Origin of the sequence: Streptomyces marincola, from assembly GCF_020410765.1 — a bacterium.
GTDB lineage: Bacteria > Actinomycetota > Actinomycetes > Streptomycetales > Streptomycetaceae > Streptomyces > Streptomyces marincola.
On the sequence record NZ_CP084541.1, the window covers coordinates 3755793 to 3772460 of the forward strand.

Genomic DNA, 16668 nt, shown 5'->3' on the forward strand with positions numbered 1-16668 from the left:
AGTACGTTGACGACACCGACGGTTTCTGCGGCGCGGGGGCCCGCGGAACGGGAGTTCACGGCGTTCGCCCACCGGTTCGCGCTCTACGGGCGCACGGTGGTCCTCGCCCTCTGCTCCGTGCTGGCCGTCCTGGCCATGCCGGCCGATGACATGCCGGTGACCGCCGCCGTGTGCCTGGCCGTTCTCGCCTGGTGCTGCGTCCGCCTGTCGCCCGCCGCCGCGCTGCGGCCCCGCGCGGCGACGGTCTGCGACCTGGCCGTGATGGCGGGCATGTGCCTGAGCCGGCCGCTGGTCGTTCCCGAGTCGCAGACCGCGTACGACGGCACGTGGATCGTCGTCGCCATCAGCTTCCTCGCCGTCTCCTACCAGTTGACGCACCCGCCGCTGACCGGTGCGTTCGCGGCCGTGCTGCTGGGCGCGGCCGACCTGGCGGGCGCGGCTCTCGCCGACCCGGACGGCTGGACGCGCGCGGTGCCCGTGGTGGGCTGGGTGCTGATGGAGGCCGCGCTGGCCCGGGTGCTGTTCGTGGTCGTGCTCAGGGAGAGCCGCGCGGCCGACGCCGCGCTGCGCGCCGCGGCCGCCGCGCGGCGGGACCTTGAGGTGGCGGAGGCGCGCCGGGCCGCGGAACGCGAGCACCTCGCCGTGCTCCACGACACCGCGTCCGCGACCTTGCTCATGGCCTCGCTCCCCGGCTCCGGCGTGCGCCCCGGCGCGCTGCGCGCGCAGGCGGCGCGTGATCTCGACCGGCTGCTGGCCGCCCGCGACGGCGTCGCTCCGGACGCGACGGACGGATCGGGCGAGGCGAGTGGGCCGGAGGAGGCGGACGTGGCGGCCGAACTCACGGCCGAACTCGCCGCGCACCCCGTCCTCGACATCACGGCCGCGTTCGCCGACGACCTGGGCGGCGCGCCGCGCGCCGCCGTGACCAGTCTGCGCGACAGCGTGGGCGAGGCGCTGCGCAACGTCGTCAGGCACGCGGGGGTCACCGCGGCGCGGGTCGCGGCGGAACGTTCCCGCGGCGTGCTCACGGTGACCGTCTCCGACCTCGGCGCCGGGTTCGACCCGGCGGACGTGCCCGCGCACCGGCAGGGCCTGAAGCTGTCCGTCGCCGGGCGCATGGCCGCCGCGGGCGGGAGCGCGGACATCGCCTCCCGGCCGGGGGAGGGCACGACCGTGCGCCTGACCTGGCCGGACGAAGCGGCGGGCGCCCGGGCGGGCGACGCCGCCGAGGGCGGCGGGGACCGGGCGGCCGGGCGGTTCCCCGCGGTCGAACGCCACCTCTTCCGCGGGCTGCGGCACGCCGGTCTCGTCATCCTCGCCGTGATCCACTTCGCCCTCGCCCTGCCCTCGCTGCTCGGCAGCCTTCCCGGCTACAGCCACCCGCCGCTCCAGGTCGCCGCGTTCTGCGTGCTGACGGGCGTGCTCCTCGTGACCGCCGCCTACCTGCTGCGCGGGCGCCCGTGGCCCGCGCGCTGGCCGGCCCCGGCGCTCGGCGCGGTGCTCGCCGCGTCCGTGGCCGCCACCAGCCAGCTGCCCGCGGACGACTTCCTGAGAACGCCGCACTGGTCGTTCCTCGAAGCCGGGTGGTTCGGCGTCGTCCTGCTCGGACACCGCGGTTTCCAGGCGGTCGGGGCGTTCATCGCGGGCCATCTGGCGCTGATGATCGGCCTGTTGTACGCGGCCGGGGCGCCGTCCCGGCCGGACGCCGCCGGGATGGCGCTCAGCGCGCTCGCCGTGTGCGGCTTCCAGGTGGCCGTCGTGCTCGGCCTCGGGCTGCTGCGCGACCGCACCGACGCCATCGCCGCCGCCGCCCGCGACCGGGAGTCGCTGCGCATCCGCGCCACCGCCGCGCTGCACATCCACGCCGACCAGCGGGAGCGCTACCGCGCGTTGCAGGCCACCGTCCTGCCGCTGCTCGGCGCGCTCGCCCGCGGTACGGCCGACCCCGAGGACCCCGCCGTGCGCCGGGCCTGCGCCCGGGAGGCGACGCGGCTGCGCCGGCTGTTCGCGGAGAGCGACTACGCCGGCGACCAGCTCATCCACGAGCTGCGCGCGTGCATCGACGTGGCGGAGCGGGCCGGCGTCACCGTGTCGCTCGCGGTGCGCGGCGAGCCGCTGCACCTGCCGCAGGAGGTGCGGCGCGCGCTGACCGATCCGGTGATCGCCGCGCTCGCCGCGGCCCGCCACACGGCGCGCGCCACGGTGGTGCGCGCCCCGGGGCAGGTGCGGGTGGGCGTCGTCATCGACGTGCCGGACGCGCCGGCGCTCCCGGCGGCGCGCGCGGAGCACGACGCGCCGGACGGCGTCCGGGTGCGGCGGGTCAGCGGCGACGGCCGGCTGTTCGTCGAGGCCGCCTGCGCGGCCTGAGCGGCGCCGACCGGCGGGGCGTGGACGGGCCGGGGCGCCCGTTCAGTCGAGGACCGCGACGGCCTCGATCTCGACCAGGTGCTCGGGCACGTCGAGCGCCGCCACCCCGAGCAGCGTGGCGGGCGGCACGGGCGTGGTGCCGAGCCGCGCGGCGGCCCTGGCGAGCCCCTGCTCGAACAGCGGCATCTTGTCCGGGGTCCAGTCGACGACATGAACGGTCAGCTTCGCGACGTCGGCGAAGGACGCGCCGACGCCGGCCAGGGCGGTGCCGACGTTGAGGTAGCACCGCTCGACCTGGGCGGCCAGGTCGCCCGCGCCCACCGTCACGCCGTCGGCGTCCCACGCGACCTGCCCGGCGACGAAGACCAGCTTCGACCCGGTCGCGACCGACACCTGCCGGTAGGCGCCGATCTCCGGCAGTCCGCTCGGGTTCACCAGGGTGATGGCCATGTTGCTCCGCTCCTCGCCGTACGACGTCTTGCTCTCTTGTGGTTACTTGAGAACTGTAGGAAAGTGTGCGCTGACATGGAAGAACGCACTTTTCAGTGACTGAGGAACCCGATGGTGACCAAGCAGTACACGGGCTCGCCCGAGGACGCCGACCTGCGGCGGGCGGACTCCCTGGCGCGGGAGATCTTCTCCGACATCGCCAACAAGTGGGCCCTTCTGATCATCACCGCCCTCGACGAGCGCACCCTGCGCTTCGGCGAGCTGCGCGCGGAGGTCGACGGCATCAGCCACAAGATGCTCACCCAGAACCTGCGGATGCTGGAGCGCAACGGCCTCGTCGAGCGCACCGTGCACCCCACCGTCCCGCCGCGCGTCGAGTACACCCTCACCGGCCCGGGCCGCGCCCTGCGGTCGACGGTCGACGGCATGTGCGACTGGACCCGCACACACCTCGCCCGCATCGAAGAGGCCCGCCGCCGCTTCACCCCCGGCACCCCCGGCACCTGACCGCGCCCCGGAAGCACGAGAACGCAGGCCGACGGGGCTGCCGCGCTGCTCGTCCGACGGAAAGCCGACGGCCCCCGACGGCCGTCGGAAAGAGCGCTGCCCGCCGACCGGCCGAGGGGCCGCACCGGGAGGGACGAACTCCGGGCAGGCCTCGGCGAAAAGCGCTCGCGGTCACTGAACAGGGTTGTCCCGCCGCGTCCTCCCCCGCCGTGTGGGGACGCGACGCTACGGTGACCGCCATGGTCCATGACTCCGAACTGCCCGACTCCGTGGAGGAGACCGAGCTGCCCGCCCTGCTGTCCGCTCTGCTGGAACGCGCCGCCAGGGGCGGCGCCACGGTGGTCACCCGCGACGGGACACGCATCGCGGCGATCATGTCCATCAAGGACTACGAGGTCGCCGAGAACGCGATCGACGACGCGCTGGCCGCGAGGACGTACGAGGACGACGGCACCCGCTACTCGTCGGACGACGTATTCGGGAACTTCGGGAACATCGCCCCCCAGGACGGCCGGTGAGCTATCGCCTCGCGTTCACCTCCACCGCCCAACGCCAGCTCCGCCGCCTGGACGACGCGACGAAACGGCGTATCAAAGCCGCCCTGGACAAACTCGCGCGTGACCCGTACGCCCCGGCACTCGACATCAAGAAGCTGCGCGGCCGGGACGAGGAGTACCGCCTGCGGGTGGGGGACTACCGGGTGGTGTACGGCATCGCCAACGCCGTTCTGACGATTACCGTCATCGACGTCGATCACCGCCGCGACATCTATCGCTGACTCCAGTCTCTGCCCAGTCGGCCGAGGCGGGCCTGGGCCCTCGGTACTGTGAAGGGCTACCGGGTCAGCCGCAGGTCCCAGCCGATGCCGTCGGGGCCGGTGTGCGGGTTCAAGGCCGGGGTGTACGCCTCGGGGGATGGGCGCCCGGCTTCTTCCCAGCGCGCGAGCCAGTCGTGGAGGGCGGTGAGTGAAGCCGAGTCAGGGGCGTCAGCGAGGATGGTGCCGTCGTCCTGAAGGACAGCGGCCGTGGTGAACGCAGAGTGCCCCAGGGCCAGGGCTTCGGGAGCGAGACCGGCCACGGTCAGGTGAGGGCCGACAATGGCAGCGGCGAAGGTGCGCCAACTGGTCCAGTCGACGGCCGCTCCCCGATAGGCCTCGGTGTGGCCGGGGACCCGCAGCAGGTCGAGGGCGGCGCGCGCCGCCGTGTGCTTCCAGTCGTCCTCCGCACGCCGGGCCAGGGAGATCCACGAGGGCGCGGGAAGGCGGTTCTCCCAGTCCACCCAGCGCAGCGGCACGTCGGAGTCGGTTTCGCCGCCCGTGCTGGTCTCCACGTAGCCGCCGTGGTGGATCTCCTCCACGTGCGGCGTGCCCGCGGTCACGCGGATGCGGACGACGACAGTCACCTTGGGGACGGCGGCGATGGGCAGCGGGGTGACGATCAGCCCGCCATCGGTCATCTGCTCGACCCAGGAGCGCGGTAGGAGGGGCGGGGTGCACCAGGCGACCAGCCGATCGTAGGGAGCTTGTCCGGGGTGACCGCGCGTGCCGTCGGCGGGATGGCAGCGGACGTTGTCGATCCCGTGCTGGTGGTGGATGAGGTTGGCCCAGCGCGCCAGGTAGGGGTCGATGTCGATGCTCGTGACCGAACCGTCCTTGCCGACGAGGTGGGAGAGCAGGGCACCGGAGTACCCGGAGCCGGTGCCGATCTCCAGTACGTTCATGCCTTCCGTGACCTCAAGTGTGGTCAATTCACGTTGCACGACCAGGGGGTTGGAGCGCTGGGCGGTCTCACCACGCCCCGTGTGGTGGGTGTAGTGACGTTCGGGGACGGCGGCGGCTGCCTGGGCGACATCGGGGGCAGGAGGGGCGATCAGGCTCACGGGCGTTCACTCCTGTGCGTGGCGAACGAAGCGTCCTCTCAACTGCCCCGGCCGAGTGAAGGACACGGTCGGGAACGCGCTTGGGACCGGTCAACCCAAATCAATAAGGGTGCCGACGGCGACGCGGTGTCGCGCCCGGCCCGGTCCGAGGGAAGGCTGTGGTGCGCGGCGGCCCGGGCGGGAACTGCCGCGGCCTCGGCCCTGGGGGGCGGACCGGCGCGCCGGGGCCGCCGCGGCGGCGCGGGTCAGAGTTCGTCGAGGGAGATCAGGCCGTCCTGCACGGCCCTGGCCACCAGGTTGGCCTTGGTGTTGGCGGGTCGGCCGGCGTTCGCGTAGCGGATGCGCACGCGGTCCAGGTAGGTGTTCACGGTGCTCACCGAGATGCCCAGGCTCTCGGCGACCATGGCCTTCGACTCGCACTGGAACCATTCGAGCAGCACCTCGACCTCGCGCGGCGTCAGCGGCGGCCGGCCCGGCCTGCGGTCGGAGCCGAACGCGCCGGCGAGCCCCGGCGGGGTGTAGGGGCGGCCGTCGGCCGCCGCGTGGATCGCGGCCACCAGGTGCCGTTCGCCCTCGGCCTTGGTGAGGTAGGTGAACGCGCCGAGGTCCATGCAGGTGAGCGCCGCCTCCTGGCTGTCCCGCATCGTGTAGACGATCACCCTGCGGTCCTCCGCGACCAGGCGGCTCACGTCCGCGAAGGCCGGGGTCTCCCCGGTCAGGTACAGGTCGAGGACGACGACCTGGGCGGAACGGCCCGGGCCCGCCAGGGCCACCGCCACCTCCGCGCCCTCCGCGAGCACCCGTATCGGCCGCGGCGAGGCCGCGCACCAGCCGCGTATCCCGGCGCGCACCACCGGGTGGTCGTCGATCAGCGCGATGCCGATCTCGGCGGACGGCGGCCGGTGCGGCGCGCCGCCGGCCGTATCGGTGAATGCGTCGTCCACTGCTGACCCCACGGTGCTCGTGTGCCGAAAGTGTACGGCGGCGCACGGTAGTTCTCGACACAGTGTCGAGTCGCGGCCGGGGGCCGCGGGGTCAGCGCTGTCCCGGCAGCCTCCTGCCCGGCGTCAGCAGCGCCGTCTCGCCCGGCGAGATGTCCAGGTTCAGCACCTCGGCCGCGGCACCCCGCCGGAACAGGATGATCTCTCCCGCCGCGAGCGCCGCCGTGCGCCGGGCCGCGTCCTCGCCCAGCAGGCGGCCCACCGGGTCGGCGAACCGCGCGTCGAGGGCGAGCACCACGTGCGCGGCCGACCAGAACACCGAGCGGCGCGGCGCGTTCCTCGTGACGTGCAGCACGGTGCGCCACGGGCCCTCGGCCAGCCCCGCGGGCGGCGCCCTGCGCAGGTCGCACATCAGGGCCTGCGGCCCGTCCGCCACCGTCGGCGGCGCGGGCGGCGCGGTCGGCCAGCCGCCCACGCCGTCGGTCACGACGAGCCGGTCGCCCGCCGCCTGCCCGAGGGACACCCACTGGTCGGGAACGCGCGTCGCCGCCGTGACCCGGGCGCCGACGCCGAGCAGCCTGAGCGCGAACAGCCGCCCGAACAGCGACTCCCCGAGCACGGCGACGCGCGTTCCGCCGGGCCCCGGGGCCGGGAGCGACACCGGCTGACCGGCCGCCGTCGTGCCCAGGTGCACCCCGGCGTGGCCGGGCAGCAGACCGAACGCCGGCCCCGCGTCGTCGTTCCAGCGCGCGGCGGGCAGCGTCCCGAGATCGGGCATGGCGGGGCCCCGCGTGCGTGCCGGGCGGGTGGAACGGCTCATCCGGCTCCTCCTTGCGGTGCGGCGGCGGCCGGTGCGGTCGCCGGTGCGGGTGCGGTGGCGCGGCCGAACCCGGCCGCCTCGACCAGCGAACGCGACGGGTGGGCGACGGGCAGGGTCGCGAGCAGCCCGGCGGCCTGGTCGGCCGCCGGCGGGCCGACGAGCCCGGACCGCACCAGCCGGTCCCGTTCCGACGCCGCGTGCTGCGCGAGCGTGCTGACGACGCGGACCGCGGCCTGGACGCGCAGTCCCGTCCCCTCCCTGGTGAGCGTCGCGGCGGTGACCACGCGGTCCGCGGTGCACGCGGCGAGCCCGCCGAGCAGCCGTGCCCAGTCGGCCTGGCCGGCCACGCGCGCCGTGAGCGTGCAGTGCGTGGCCGCCGCCCCGGCCCAACTGCCCGCGAGCGCCTTGCCCTCGCCCGCGGTGTCGCCGGTCTGCCGCAGCAGGTCGCGCAGCGCCTCGGCGTTCAGCGGCGTCGTCGGCACCCCGGCCGCCGCGAGCCGCGCGCGCAGCCGCGCGGTCGCCGCGGCCACCGCGGCCCTGGCCCCGGCGGCGCCGCCGCCGCGCCGGTCCGCCGCCTCGGGCGCCTCAAGCGGCTCGTGCCGCACCACCAGCCACGAGCGAACGGCGACCGGCCGCCCGCCGGCTGGCAACTGGCGGTAGCAGATGGTCGGTTGGTACCGGTAGTGGAAGTCCCACGGGGGCACGCCGAACTGCTCGACGACGAGTTGCGCCGCCGCCGGGCCCGCCGGGTCGTCGGCGAGCCACTGCGCGACGGGCCCGGCGGGCACGGAAGGCACCGCGCCCCCGGGGAACTCGACGACCGCGGCGAAGCCCCGCCCGTCGGCGAGGACGCCGAGGTCGTAGCCGTTGCGGTCGGCGACCTCGCTCACGTCGAGCGCGGGCAGCACCGCGTGCGCGACGCCGAGGTCGTCGGCCGCGTCGCGGGGCGGCGCGGCGTGCGGCGGCGCGGCCAGCGACCGGTGCCGCACGCGTTCCAGCAGCCGCTGGTCCGCCCAGCCGCCCCGGCGGCGCAGCAGCGCGCACGCCGCGAGCAGCGCGCCTGCCGCCGCCACCGCGTAGCCCCACGGGCCGCTGTCGTGGTACGCGGCCCCGGCGAGCAGGCAGCCGAGGGCCGCCTGGAGGGCGACGAGCCGGCCGCGGCCGAGCCGCGCCCCGGAGCCGTTCGCCGTGCTCATGAGCCCACCTCCGTGTCCCCGCCCGCTTCCCCGGCGTCCCCGGTGCCTTCGGAATCCCCGGTGTCCCCAGCGTCCTCGGCGTCCTCGGCGTCCTCGGAACCGCCGGTCTCCCCGGCGTCCTGCGCGCCGCCCGCCGTGTCCCCGGCGCCGCGCTGCTCGCGCGCCGCCGCCTGCGGGTCGAGCACCGGGCCCGTGGGCAGCAGCCCGACGAAGCTCTGCGGCACGGACAGCGCCTCGTCCGGCGCGTACCGCAGCCGTTCCACCGCCTCGGGCGAGGCGAACGGGTAGGCGGTGCCGCTGTCGGTGACCAGCACGTACGTGCCGCCGGTGCCGCCGGATGCGGTCGCGCGGACCAGCGCGCCGGAACCCGCGGGCATCCAGATCTCGTCGAGCAGCCCGAGCCGCGCCCCGTCGACCGGGGTCACCGGGGTCAGCCCCTCGGGCTCGGGCAGCGTCCGCGGCAGGTGCACCGTCGCCTGCCACGGCGCGTCGCCCGGTTGGCCGCCGGGCGGGCTGCTGACGCACACCGGCTGGTTGCGGCCCGGCTCCTCGGCCGATGGCAGCGTGTCGGGCCAGGCCGGATCGCCCGGCGCGCTCTCGTCGGAACGCGGGGCGCGCGCCGCGTCGGACGCGCTGATCTCGTGGTCGGTGGACTCGGCGCTCAGCAGCGTGTGCACCAGTTCCGGAACGGACACCAGGCCGTCGGGCCGCACCAGGTAGAACTGCCGCCCCGCGCCGCCCTCCTCGGTGTGCGCCAGGTCCCCGACCACGGCCGCGAACGGCAACTGCGCCGACGGAACGCTGCCGCTGCCCGCGCCCGGCTCGGGGATCGTGATGGCGGGCCCCTCGGGCACGGTCGCGATGAACTCGGTCGGCAACTGCACCGCCGCCACGCTCTGGAGGCCGAGCAGGTCGCGGATGCCGGGCTCGACGGCGTGCCTGCGGCCCTCCGTGAGCAGCCACAGGCCGCCCTCGGCGGCCTCGACGAGCACGGTGGCGCCGCCCTCGGCGTCCCCGCCTGGCGCGACGTCGGGCACCGACAGGTACAGCGCGGTGCGCGTCGGGCTGCCGCCGGTCTCCGAGGGCGTCGCGCACAGCGTCCAGTCCTCGGTGACCAGCGCGCCCGCGTCCGGCAGCGCGTCGGGCGCGCCCGGGATGCCGACCGGCAGCCCGCGCGGCGCCTCGTCGAGCGTGGCCTGCCGCACCTCGGTCAGCTCGCCGCCGCCGACGAGGAGCGCGGACGCGAGGTTGAGCGCCGGGTGCACGACCCCGTTGTTCACGACGTAGCGGTCGCCGCTGTCGCCGACGACGACGGCGCCCGTGCCCGGCAGGGCGGGCCCGCGCCCGCCGCCGAGCCAGCCGGCGATGCCGAACCCGGCCATGATCAGGATGCCGATGGCGACCCCGCCGCCGAGCGCGCGGTTCAGCCGGCGGCGCGGGTCGAACCGCGCCTCGTCCGCGCCGCGCAGGAGGCTCGTGGTGCGCCGGCGGTTCTCGTAGGCGTACGCCTCTGCCTGTTCGCGTGTGGTTGCCATCTAACGGGTCCGGTTCCGGTTCGGGCGCGCGGCGTCGGGCGCCGGGCGGTGGGTGCCGTCGAGCCAGGACAGGCCGGCGGGCGCGGTCGGCGGTGCGGCGGGCGGCCGTTCGTCGCCGTCCGCGCCCGGCCCGGCGCGCCAGCCGCGCCGGGCCGCCCGGCGCACGGCGGGCGCCGCGAGCAGGCCGAGCACGACGGCGAGCAGCAGCACGCCGCTCCAGGCCAGCGCGGTCGCGGCGGTCGCGGACAGCAGCGGCTCATCGCGCGGGATCGCCTGCACGGGAACGTGCCCGGGGCGGGCCGCCGCCCCGTCCCCGGAACCCGAGCCGTCGCCGCCCGTTGCGCCGTCGCCGCCCCCGAGGTGGGTCAGGGCGCCGAACGGGTCGACGATGCCCGCGCCGGTGCGGTCGTTGCGGCCCCCGGACACCGGCGTGGCCGAGTCGGTCAGCCGCGCGGCGACCTCGGCCGCCGTCAGCTCGGGGAACCTCGACCTGACCAGCGCGGCGGCGCCCGACACCTGGGCGGCGGCCATGCTGGTGCCCGCCTCGGTCCTGTAGCCGGAGCCGCCCGGCGCCACGACCGTCAACTCCTCGCCGTACGCGGCCAGATCCACCCACGGACCGGCGTTCGAGCTGTCCATCGGCTGCCCGTCGTCGCCGACCGAAGCCACCGCGAGCACGCCGTCGTAGGCCGCCGGGTACATCAGGCCGCCCGAGACGTTCTGGTTGCCCTCGTTGCCCGCCGCCGCCACCACGACGACGTCGGCCGCGACCGCGCGGGCCACCGCGTCGCGCACCGGCGCGTCGTCCACCGGGCGGGCCAGGGAGAGGTTGATGACCCCGGCGCCCGCCGCGACCGCGTCGTCGATCGCGGCGGCGAGGGTGCCGGGCGTGGCCCGGTCCACGCCGTCGTCCATGCGCACCGGGTAGACGGTCGCGCCGGGCGCGACGCCGCTCATGTGGTCGGAACGGTGCGCCGCGACCAGCCCGGCGACGGCCGTTCCGTGGCCCGCGCAGTCCTGGACGGGCGCCACCGCCGTGCGTTCGAACTCGTCCGCCGAGGCCACGCCGTTGTACTCGCTGCCGTCGCTCACCTGGCCCGCGAGGTCGGGGTGCGAGGCGTCCACGCCCGAGTCGATCACGGCCACGGTGACGCCCTCGCCGATGGCCAGGTCCCACGCCTGCCACAGCCCGAGCCGGTCGACCAGCGGGTACGGGCCCGCGCCCTCGGGCAGCTCCTCGCCGGTCGCCTGGGTGCGGCACGGCTCGGCCGCGGCCCGGGGCGCGAGCCCCGGCACCGCGAGCGTCGCCGCGCACAGCGCGGCCGTGGCCGCGGCGGCGGTCGCCGCCCGCGCGCGCCCTCGTCTCGTCGTCATCGGCGGCACCGCGCTCACACCCGCAGGTTCAGCAGCGCGGAGTAGACCTCCCAGACGGCCAGCGCCAGGGGCACGACCGACAGCAGCACGGTGGTCTCCAGGATGTCGACGGCCCGCGAGAGGCGCGGGTTCACCTGGTAGCGGCCGGCGAACAGCGCGACGCAGCCCGCGACCAGCGCCGTCACCAGCGCGAGCGGCAGGGCGACGCCGAGCGGCGTCAGGCTCTGCCCGGTGCGGTCGGCCAGCAGGAACGCCGCCGCGCCCACCGCCGACAGCAGGGCCGTGGCCAGCGGAACGGCCCGCTGCCCCGCCTCGACGAACAGCCGGGCCCGCATGAGCGTCAGCACCACGAGCACCGCGCCCAGCACCCCGGGCCACAGCTCGCCCGACCCGAACAGCACGAGCGTTCCCGCGCCCGCGACCAGGTGGGAGCCGGCCAGCAGGCCCGCGAGCAGGCGGCGGGCGCGGGCGATCCGGGCGCGCAGCGCGTCGTGGGCGAGCTGGCTCGGCAGCGTCTCCAGGTCCTCGGCGGCCGACGCGACCTGCGGCGCGGGCATGCGCGACAGGCGCAGCGCGAGCGTGGGCCACACGGTCGTCAGCGCGAGCGCGAGCGGCGCGGTGACGGACGCGGCCTCGGCGGGCGTCACGTCCCACACCGCGCACAGCAGCGCGCCGGTCGCCGCGAGCGGTCCCGTCACGACGAGCGCGGCGAACGTGCCGTCCCCGCCGCCGACCAGCACCGGGCCGAGCGCGCCGATGACGGCGAGCACCGCGCACGCGAGCAGCAGGTGCCCGGCCGTGAAGCCGTCAACCGTGCCGGCCTCGGTGCCCAGCAGCCGCACCGCGCCCAGCATCGCGGGCGGCGCGGCGAGCACCGCGGCGAACGTCCCGGCCCGCACGTCACCGAACGCCCGCGACATCAGCACGCCCACGGTCAGCGCGAGCAGCGCGGTGCCGAGGCCGAGCCAGCCGGGCAGCCGCCCGGGCGCGACGGCGAGCGCGGCGCACCCGGCGAGCAGCGCGAACGCGGCGAGCGCCGCCGCCGTCCTGCGCGTCGCGGCGGCCGGCCAGCCCACGCGCACGCCGTGCTCGCCGATGACCTCGGCCACGTCGTCGTACAGCGGGGGCGTGGTGTCGTCGTGGCCGTGGCCGACGAACAGCACGTCCCCCTCGCGGACGTCCTGCGCGCCCAGCGTCGCGGAGGGGTCGAGGCGCGTTCCGTCGGCGCGCCGCAATATCCAGCCGCCGTGCCTGACCCCGCCGTCCTGGCCCGGTTCCTCGCCCGCGTGCGCCAGGAGGCCCGGCATGAGCCGGGCCAGCGGCACGCCGGTGGGCACGGCCAGGTCGGCGCGGCCGGCGGGGCCCGCCAGGCCGACGCGCACGAAGTCGGTGCCGCCGGGGGCCTGCCGCGGGCCCGCGGTGCCCGCGTTCACGACGCGGTCCCTGCGGTGCGGGCGTGCGCCGCCGTCTCGGCGGTCGTGGAAACGGTGCGGGTGGTTCGGGTGGTGCCGGTGGTGCGGGCGGTCGGGGCCCGCTCGGGGCTTTTCCCGTTCATGAGGTGCTTCCCGGGGCTTGGGTGAGGGGTGATTCGGCGCGGGCCACCTGCACGGGAACGGTGCCGAGCCGCCGGTGCAGCATCAGGCCGCGGCCCTTGCGCCGCTTGACGGCCTTCAGGCCCCAGATGGGCATCTCATCCTTGGGGATGCTCAACAGGACGGCGGGGGTGTTCAGTTCCTTGAGGCGGCCGACGACCGGCTCGGCCACCGCGCGGGAGGCGCCGGCGGCCTGGCGCGTGAGGTAGATGTGCAGGCCGATGCCGCGCGCCTGCGGCAGGAAGTCGAGCAGGTACTTCAGCGCGTTGCCGCGCGAGGTGGCGACCAGGTCGTAGTCGTCGACGAGCAGGTAGATCTCGGGGCCCGTCCACCACGAGCGGTCGCGCAGCTGCTCGGGCGTCACGTCGGTGCCGGGCAGGCGCTTCTTGAGCCCTTCCGCGAGGCCGCCGACGACCTCCATGGACCGTTCGTGCGTCGTCGAGTAGCCGAGCAGGTGCGGCCCGTCGAACTCGCGCAGCATCGTCATCCGGTGGTCGAGAATGATCAACTGCGCCTGCTCGGGCGTGTAGGCGGTGATCACCTGGCGGGCCACCGAGCGCAGCAGCGACGTCTTGCCCGACTCGCTGTCGCCCAGCACGATCAGGCCGGCCTCCTCGCCGGGCCTGAACACCACGGGTTCGAGGCGGTTGCCCTCGGTCGCCACCGTGATGCCGGGCCGCGGCCCGGGCGCGGCGGCCGTCACGGGGAACGCGGTCGGCAGCAGCCGGACGCCCGGCGCGCGCGGCCCCTCCCAGGCCGAGTCGACGCGCCGGACGAGGTCGGCTATGCCCTCGGCGAGCCCGTCGGCCGACGGGACCCCGTCCACGCGCGGCACGGCGGTGAGGAAGTGCAGCTTCTCGTTCGGGTCGGTGATGCCGCGCCCGGGACGGCCGCCGGGGATGGTGCGCTGCGCCTTGCGGTCCACCTCGGAGTCCAGCGCGTCACCGAGCTTCAGCTCGATCTTCGTGCCGATCAGGTCCCGCAGGCCCATGCGCATGTCGAGCCAGCGGTTGCCGGTGATCACCAGGTGGATGCCGTAGGTCAGCATGCGGCCGGCGACGGCCATCAGCGTCTGCTCAAGCTCCGGGTAGGTCTGCCGCAGCACGGCCCAGCCGTCGACGACCAGGAAGATGTCGCCGTGCGCGTCCTCGCCCACCGGCTCGCCCTCCCGGGCCGCGTACCCGGTCCTGCCCGCCGCGCGGGCCGCGCGGTAGTCGGCCATCGACGTCACGCCGAGTTCGCGGAACCGCGTCTCGCGGCTCTCCAGCACGGAAAGGACCTCGGCGACGGTGCGGTTGACGCTCTCGGAGTCCAGCCGCCCGGCCACGCCGCCGATGTGCGGCAGTTGCGCCATGCCGAACAGCGTGCCGCTGAAGTCCAGGCAGTAGAACTGCACCTCGGCCGGCGTGTGGCGCAGCGCGAGCGACGCGATGAGGCTGCGCAGCGCCGTCGACTTGCCCGCGTGCGGCCCGCCGACGATCGCCGCGTGCCCGCCCGCGCCCGCCAGGTCCACCGTCATGGGGTCGCGCCGCTGGTGGAACGGCCGGTCGACGATGCCGACGACGGCCGTCAGCGGCGGCCCGTCCGGCGCGCAGCCGTAGCCGCGCCCGGGCCGCACGGACAGGTCGCCGAGCAGCGCGTCCAGCGGCTCGGGCCGGTCCAGCGGCGGCAGCCACACCTGGTGGGCCTGCGGGCCCTGCCCGGTCATCTGCTCGACCATCACGCCGAGCACGGTGCTGCCGAGCGATTCGTTGTCGTCGAACTCGTCCGGCTCGCGGGCCGGTTCCGGCTCGGGCGCGACCTGCTCGGCGGGGACCGGCACGTAACCGGCGGGGAACGGGCGGACGTTCACCCCGCCGCCGAGCGCCAGCGCGCCGCCGTCCTCGCCGTTCACGCGGTACGGGCCGGAGACGTACGCGGCGCGGAAGCGCTTCAGCGTCGCGGTGTCCGTCTTCAGGTAGCCGTGGCCAGGGGCGCTCGGCAGGTGGTGCGCGTCCGTGACGCCGATCGCGGTGCGCGACTCCGACTCGGAGAACGTGCGCAGGCCGACCCGGTACGACAGATGCGCCTCAAGGCCGCGCAGGCGGCCCTCGTCGAGCCGCTGCGAGGCCAGCAGCAGGTGCAGCCCCAGCGAGCGGCCCAGCCGCCCGATCTGCACGAACAGGTCGGCGAAGTCGGGCTTCTGGGCCAGCAGTTCGGAGAACTCGTCGACCACGATGAACAGGCTCGGCAACGGCGCGAGCGCCGCGCCGCGCTGCCGCGCGCGCTCGTAGTCGCGCACCGACACCAGGTTGCCCGCGTCGCGCAGCACCTCCTGGCGGCGGTTCATCTCGCCCGACAGCGCCTCGCGCATGCGGTCCACGAGGGTGAGGTCGTCCTCCAGGTTCGTGATGACCGCGGCCACGTGCGGCAGTTCCGCCATCCCGGCGAACGTCGCGCCGCCCTTGAAGTCGACCAGCACGAAGTTCAGCTGGTCGGGCCCGTGCGTCGTGGCCATGCCGAGCACGAGGGTGCGCAGCAGCTCCGACTTGCCCGAGCCGGTCGCGCCCACGAGCAGGCCGTGCGGGCCCATGCCGTTGAGCGCCGACTCCTTGATGTCCAGTTCGAGCAGCCCGCCGTCCGCCGAGACGCCGATGGGCACCGCGAGCCGGTCCCTGATCGGGCGCGCCCGCCACAGCGCGTCGAGGTCGAGGCGTCCCGGGTCGGGGATGTTCAGCAGCGCGGGCAGCGTGTTCACGGCGGTGGTCAGGTCTTCCGCGTCCGCCTGCGTGGTCGCCGCGTCCGTCCTGAACCGCGCCAGCTGCATGGCGAGCGCCTCGGCCTGCGCGGCCGACAGGCCGTCGGCCGTGCCGAGCCCGTCGCGGGTCTCGCCCGCGACCACGGACAGCGCCGTGCCCGTGATGTCGAGCCGCACGCCGTGCGCGTCCGTGAGGTGCGCGGCCCTGCCGTCGAGGTCGAGCACGGTCACGGCCTGCATGCCGTTGGCGTCGAGCAGCGCCTCGGTGCCCGTCACGCGGCCCCCGTCGAGCACCACGAGCAGGTGCGGCAGCTCCGGGTCGGGGTCGGCGTTGCGGTTGAAACGGGTGCGGCGGGTCAGCTCCGCGCCCAGCCACTCCTCCAGCACGCCGAGCACGCCGTGCGTCATCCGCACCGGCCCCACGTGGTCCACCTCGTCGGGGTGGTGCGCGTGCGGCAGCCACTTCGCCCAGCCCCAGTCCGCGCCCTCCACCTCCCGGGCGCAGACCACGACGCGCAGGTCGCGCGGCGAGTGGAACGTGACGGCGTGCGCCACCACCGCGCGCGCCAGCGCGCGCGCCGCCTCGGGGTCGTCCGCGGTGACGGCGAGCGACGCGAACCTGCGCAGCGCCACCTGCACCGGCAGGTCGGGCACCACCGAGTGCGCGTCGATGAACCGCTTCAGCGCCACCGCCGACAGCGGGTCCAGGTCCTCGACCGGCGGCGACTCGCCCGGCACCAGCGGCGTCGCCAGGTAGCGCGGCCCCGCGCCCACCCGCACGGTCCCGAAGTCGGCGTCCGCGCCCCGGCGTTCCCACAGCCTGCGGCTCTCGGCCACGGACCACAGCACGGACGGCTCTGGCGCGTTCCACTCCAGCGCCTCGCGCTGCGCCTCGGCCGTGCGCCGCACCTGCGCGCGGGTGCGCTCCAGGTACCGCAGGTACTCGCGCCGGTCGTTGCGCGCCTGGCTCTTGGCCGAGCCGCGCTGCCGCAGCACCGAGCCGATCACCATCGCCAGGCAGGACACCAGGAACATGGTGCCCACGATGTAGCCGATGGCGCCGCGCCCCATGGTCAGCATGTAGAGCACGGAGCCGAGGCCGCTGAGCGCGGGCAGCGCCGTCATCCAGATGTTGCTGTCCTCGGGCTGCGGCAGCGGCGGCGGCGCCTTGAGCACCAACTCGTTCTCCGGCACCGCCGGCTGCGCGGCCCGCGCCGGCCGCCGGACCACGGTGGTCGGGCTGCTCATGGTGCGTCCCTCACTTCTCCCCG

The 16668-nt window shown here is 75.8% G+C and carries 13 protein-coding genes; 4 read left to right on the forward strand and 9 right to left on the reverse strand.

The window, feature by feature from the left end; genetic code table 11:
- Positions 1-6 precede the first annotated feature (6 nt).
- The gene (locus LC193_RS16365) at positions 7-2367 is read left to right on the forward strand and encodes a sensor histidine kinase (RefSeq protein ID WP_226075027.1); all 2361 of its coding nucleotides are present in this window, start codon (positions 7-9) and stop codon (positions 2365-2367) included.
- Positions 2368-2409: 42 nt separating this feature from the next.
- Here LC193_RS16365 and LC193_RS16370 read toward each other — a convergent pair whose 3' ends face one another.
- Positions 2410-2817 (reverse strand): RidA family protein, encoded by a 408-nt coding sequence (locus LC193_RS16370; RefSeq protein WP_226075029.1) that lies wholly within the window; start codon positions 2815-2817, stop codon positions 2410-2412.
- A 111-nt stretch (positions 2818-2928) separates the two neighbouring features.
- Here LC193_RS16370 and LC193_RS16375 point away from each other — a divergent pair, with 111 nt between their 5' ends.
- From LC193_RS16375 to LC193_RS16385, 3 genes are all read left to right on the forward strand, one after another.
- Entirely contained in the window at positions 2929-3324 is a 396-nt protein-coding gene (locus tag LC193_RS16375) for a winged helix-turn-helix transcriptional regulator (RefSeq protein WP_226075030.1), read from the forward strand.
- A 239-nt stretch (positions 3325-3563) separates the two neighbouring features.
- Complete coding sequence (locus LC193_RS16380; protein ID WP_226075031.1) at positions 3564-3842, forward strand: type II toxin-antitoxin system prevent-host-death family antitoxin; 279 nt, start codon at positions 3564-3566, stop codon at positions 3840-3842.
- On the forward strand, positions 3839-4102 hold the full coding sequence (locus LC193_RS16385) for a type II toxin-antitoxin system RelE family toxin (RefSeq protein ID WP_226075032.1): 264 nt from the start codon (positions 3839-3841) through the stop codon (positions 4100-4102). Before LC193_RS16380 ends, LC193_RS16385 begins: the two co-directional genes overlap by 4 nt.
- Before the next feature lie 56 nt (positions 4103-4158).
- On the opposite strand, the gene LC193_RS16390 is transcribed toward LC193_RS16385, so the two are convergent.
- The 8 genes from LC193_RS16390 to eccCa all read right to left on the reverse strand — a co-directional run bounded on the left by LC193_RS16390 (position 4159) and on the right by eccCa (position 16645).
- Positions 4159-5202, reverse strand: a complete 1044-nt coding sequence (locus tag LC193_RS16390; protein WP_226075033.1) for a methyltransferase domain-containing protein — start codon at positions 5200-5202, stop codon at positions 4159-4161.
- A 245-nt stretch (positions 5203-5447) separates the two neighbouring features.
- Positions 5448-6080, reverse strand: a complete 633-nt coding sequence (locus tag LC193_RS16395) for a response regulator transcription factor (protein ID WP_226078665.1) — start codon at positions 6078-6080, stop codon at positions 5448-5450.
- A 157-nt stretch (positions 6081-6237) separates the two neighbouring features.
- Entirely contained in the window at positions 6238-6963 is a 726-nt protein-coding gene (locus LC193_RS16400) for a hypothetical protein (protein ID WP_226075034.1), read from the reverse strand.
- A complete protein-coding gene (locus tag LC193_RS16405) occupies positions 6960-8159 on the reverse strand; it encodes a type VII secretion protein EccE (protein ID WP_226075035.1) in 1200 nt (399 codons plus the stop codon). Before LC193_RS16405 ends, LC193_RS16400 begins: the two co-directional genes overlap by 4 nt.
- Positions 8156-9694, reverse strand: coding sequence for a type VII secretion protein EccB (gene eccB, locus LC193_RS16410; protein WP_226075037.1), 1539 nt, complete (start codon positions 9692-9694; stop codon positions 8156-8158). The genes LC193_RS16405 and eccB overlap by 4 nt, the downstream gene beginning before the upstream one ends.
- Positions 9695-11068 carry a S8 family serine peptidase gene (locus LC193_RS16415; RefSeq protein WP_226075038.1) on the reverse strand — a complete coding sequence of 458 codons (1374 nt, stop codon included), beginning with the start codon at positions 11066-11068 and terminating at the stop codon, positions 9695-9697.
- 14 nt (positions 11069-11082) lie between these two features.
- Positions 11083-12501 carry a type VII secretion integral membrane protein EccD gene (gene eccD / locus LC193_RS16420; RefSeq protein WP_226075039.1) on the reverse strand — a complete coding sequence of 473 codons (1419 nt, stop codon included), beginning with the start codon at positions 12499-12501 and terminating at the stop codon, positions 11083-11085.
- A gap of 118 nt (positions 12502-12619) precedes the next feature.
- Positions 12620-16645: a type VII secretion protein EccCa gene (eccCa, locus tag LC193_RS16425; protein WP_226075040.1), complete on the reverse strand. Its 4026-nt coding sequence runs from the start codon at positions 16643-16645 to the stop codon at positions 12620-12622.
- Between the last annotated feature and the right edge of the window lie 23 nt (positions 16646-16668).

Excerpts from the sequence above, each read along its gene's own strand:
- LC193_RS16370 (WP_226075029.1), bottom strand. The coding sequence starts at position 2,817 with ATGGCCATCACCCTGGTGAACCCGAGCGGACTGCCGGAGATCGGCGCC.
- LC193_RS16375 (WP_226075030.1), top strand. The coding sequence starts at position 2,929 with ATGGTGACCAAGCAGTACACGGGCTCGCCCGAGGACGCCGACCTGCGG.
- LC193_RS16380 (WP_226075031.1), top strand. The coding sequence starts at position 3,564 with ATGGTCCATGACTCCGAACTGCCCGACTCCGTGGAGGAGACCGAGCTG.
- LC193_RS16400 (WP_226075034.1), bottom strand. The coding sequence starts at position 6,963 with ATGAGCCGTTCCACCCGCCCGGCACGCACGCGGGGCCCCGCCATGCCC.
- LC193_RS16405 (WP_226075035.1), bottom strand. The coding sequence starts at position 8,159 with ATGAGCACGGCGAACGGCTCCGGGGCGCGGCTCGGCCGCGGCCGGCTC.
- eccB (WP_226075037.1), bottom strand. The coding sequence starts at position 9,694 with ATGGCAACCACACGCGAACAGGCAGAGGCGTACGCCTACGAGAACCGC.
- LC193_RS16415 (WP_226075038.1), bottom strand. The coding sequence starts at position 11,068 with ATGACGACGAGACGAGGGCGCGCGCGGGCGGCGACCGCCGCCGCGGCC.
- eccCa (WP_226075040.1), bottom strand. The coding sequence starts at position 16,645 with ATGAGCAGCCCGACCACCGTGGTCCGGCGGCCGGCGCGGGCCGCGCAG.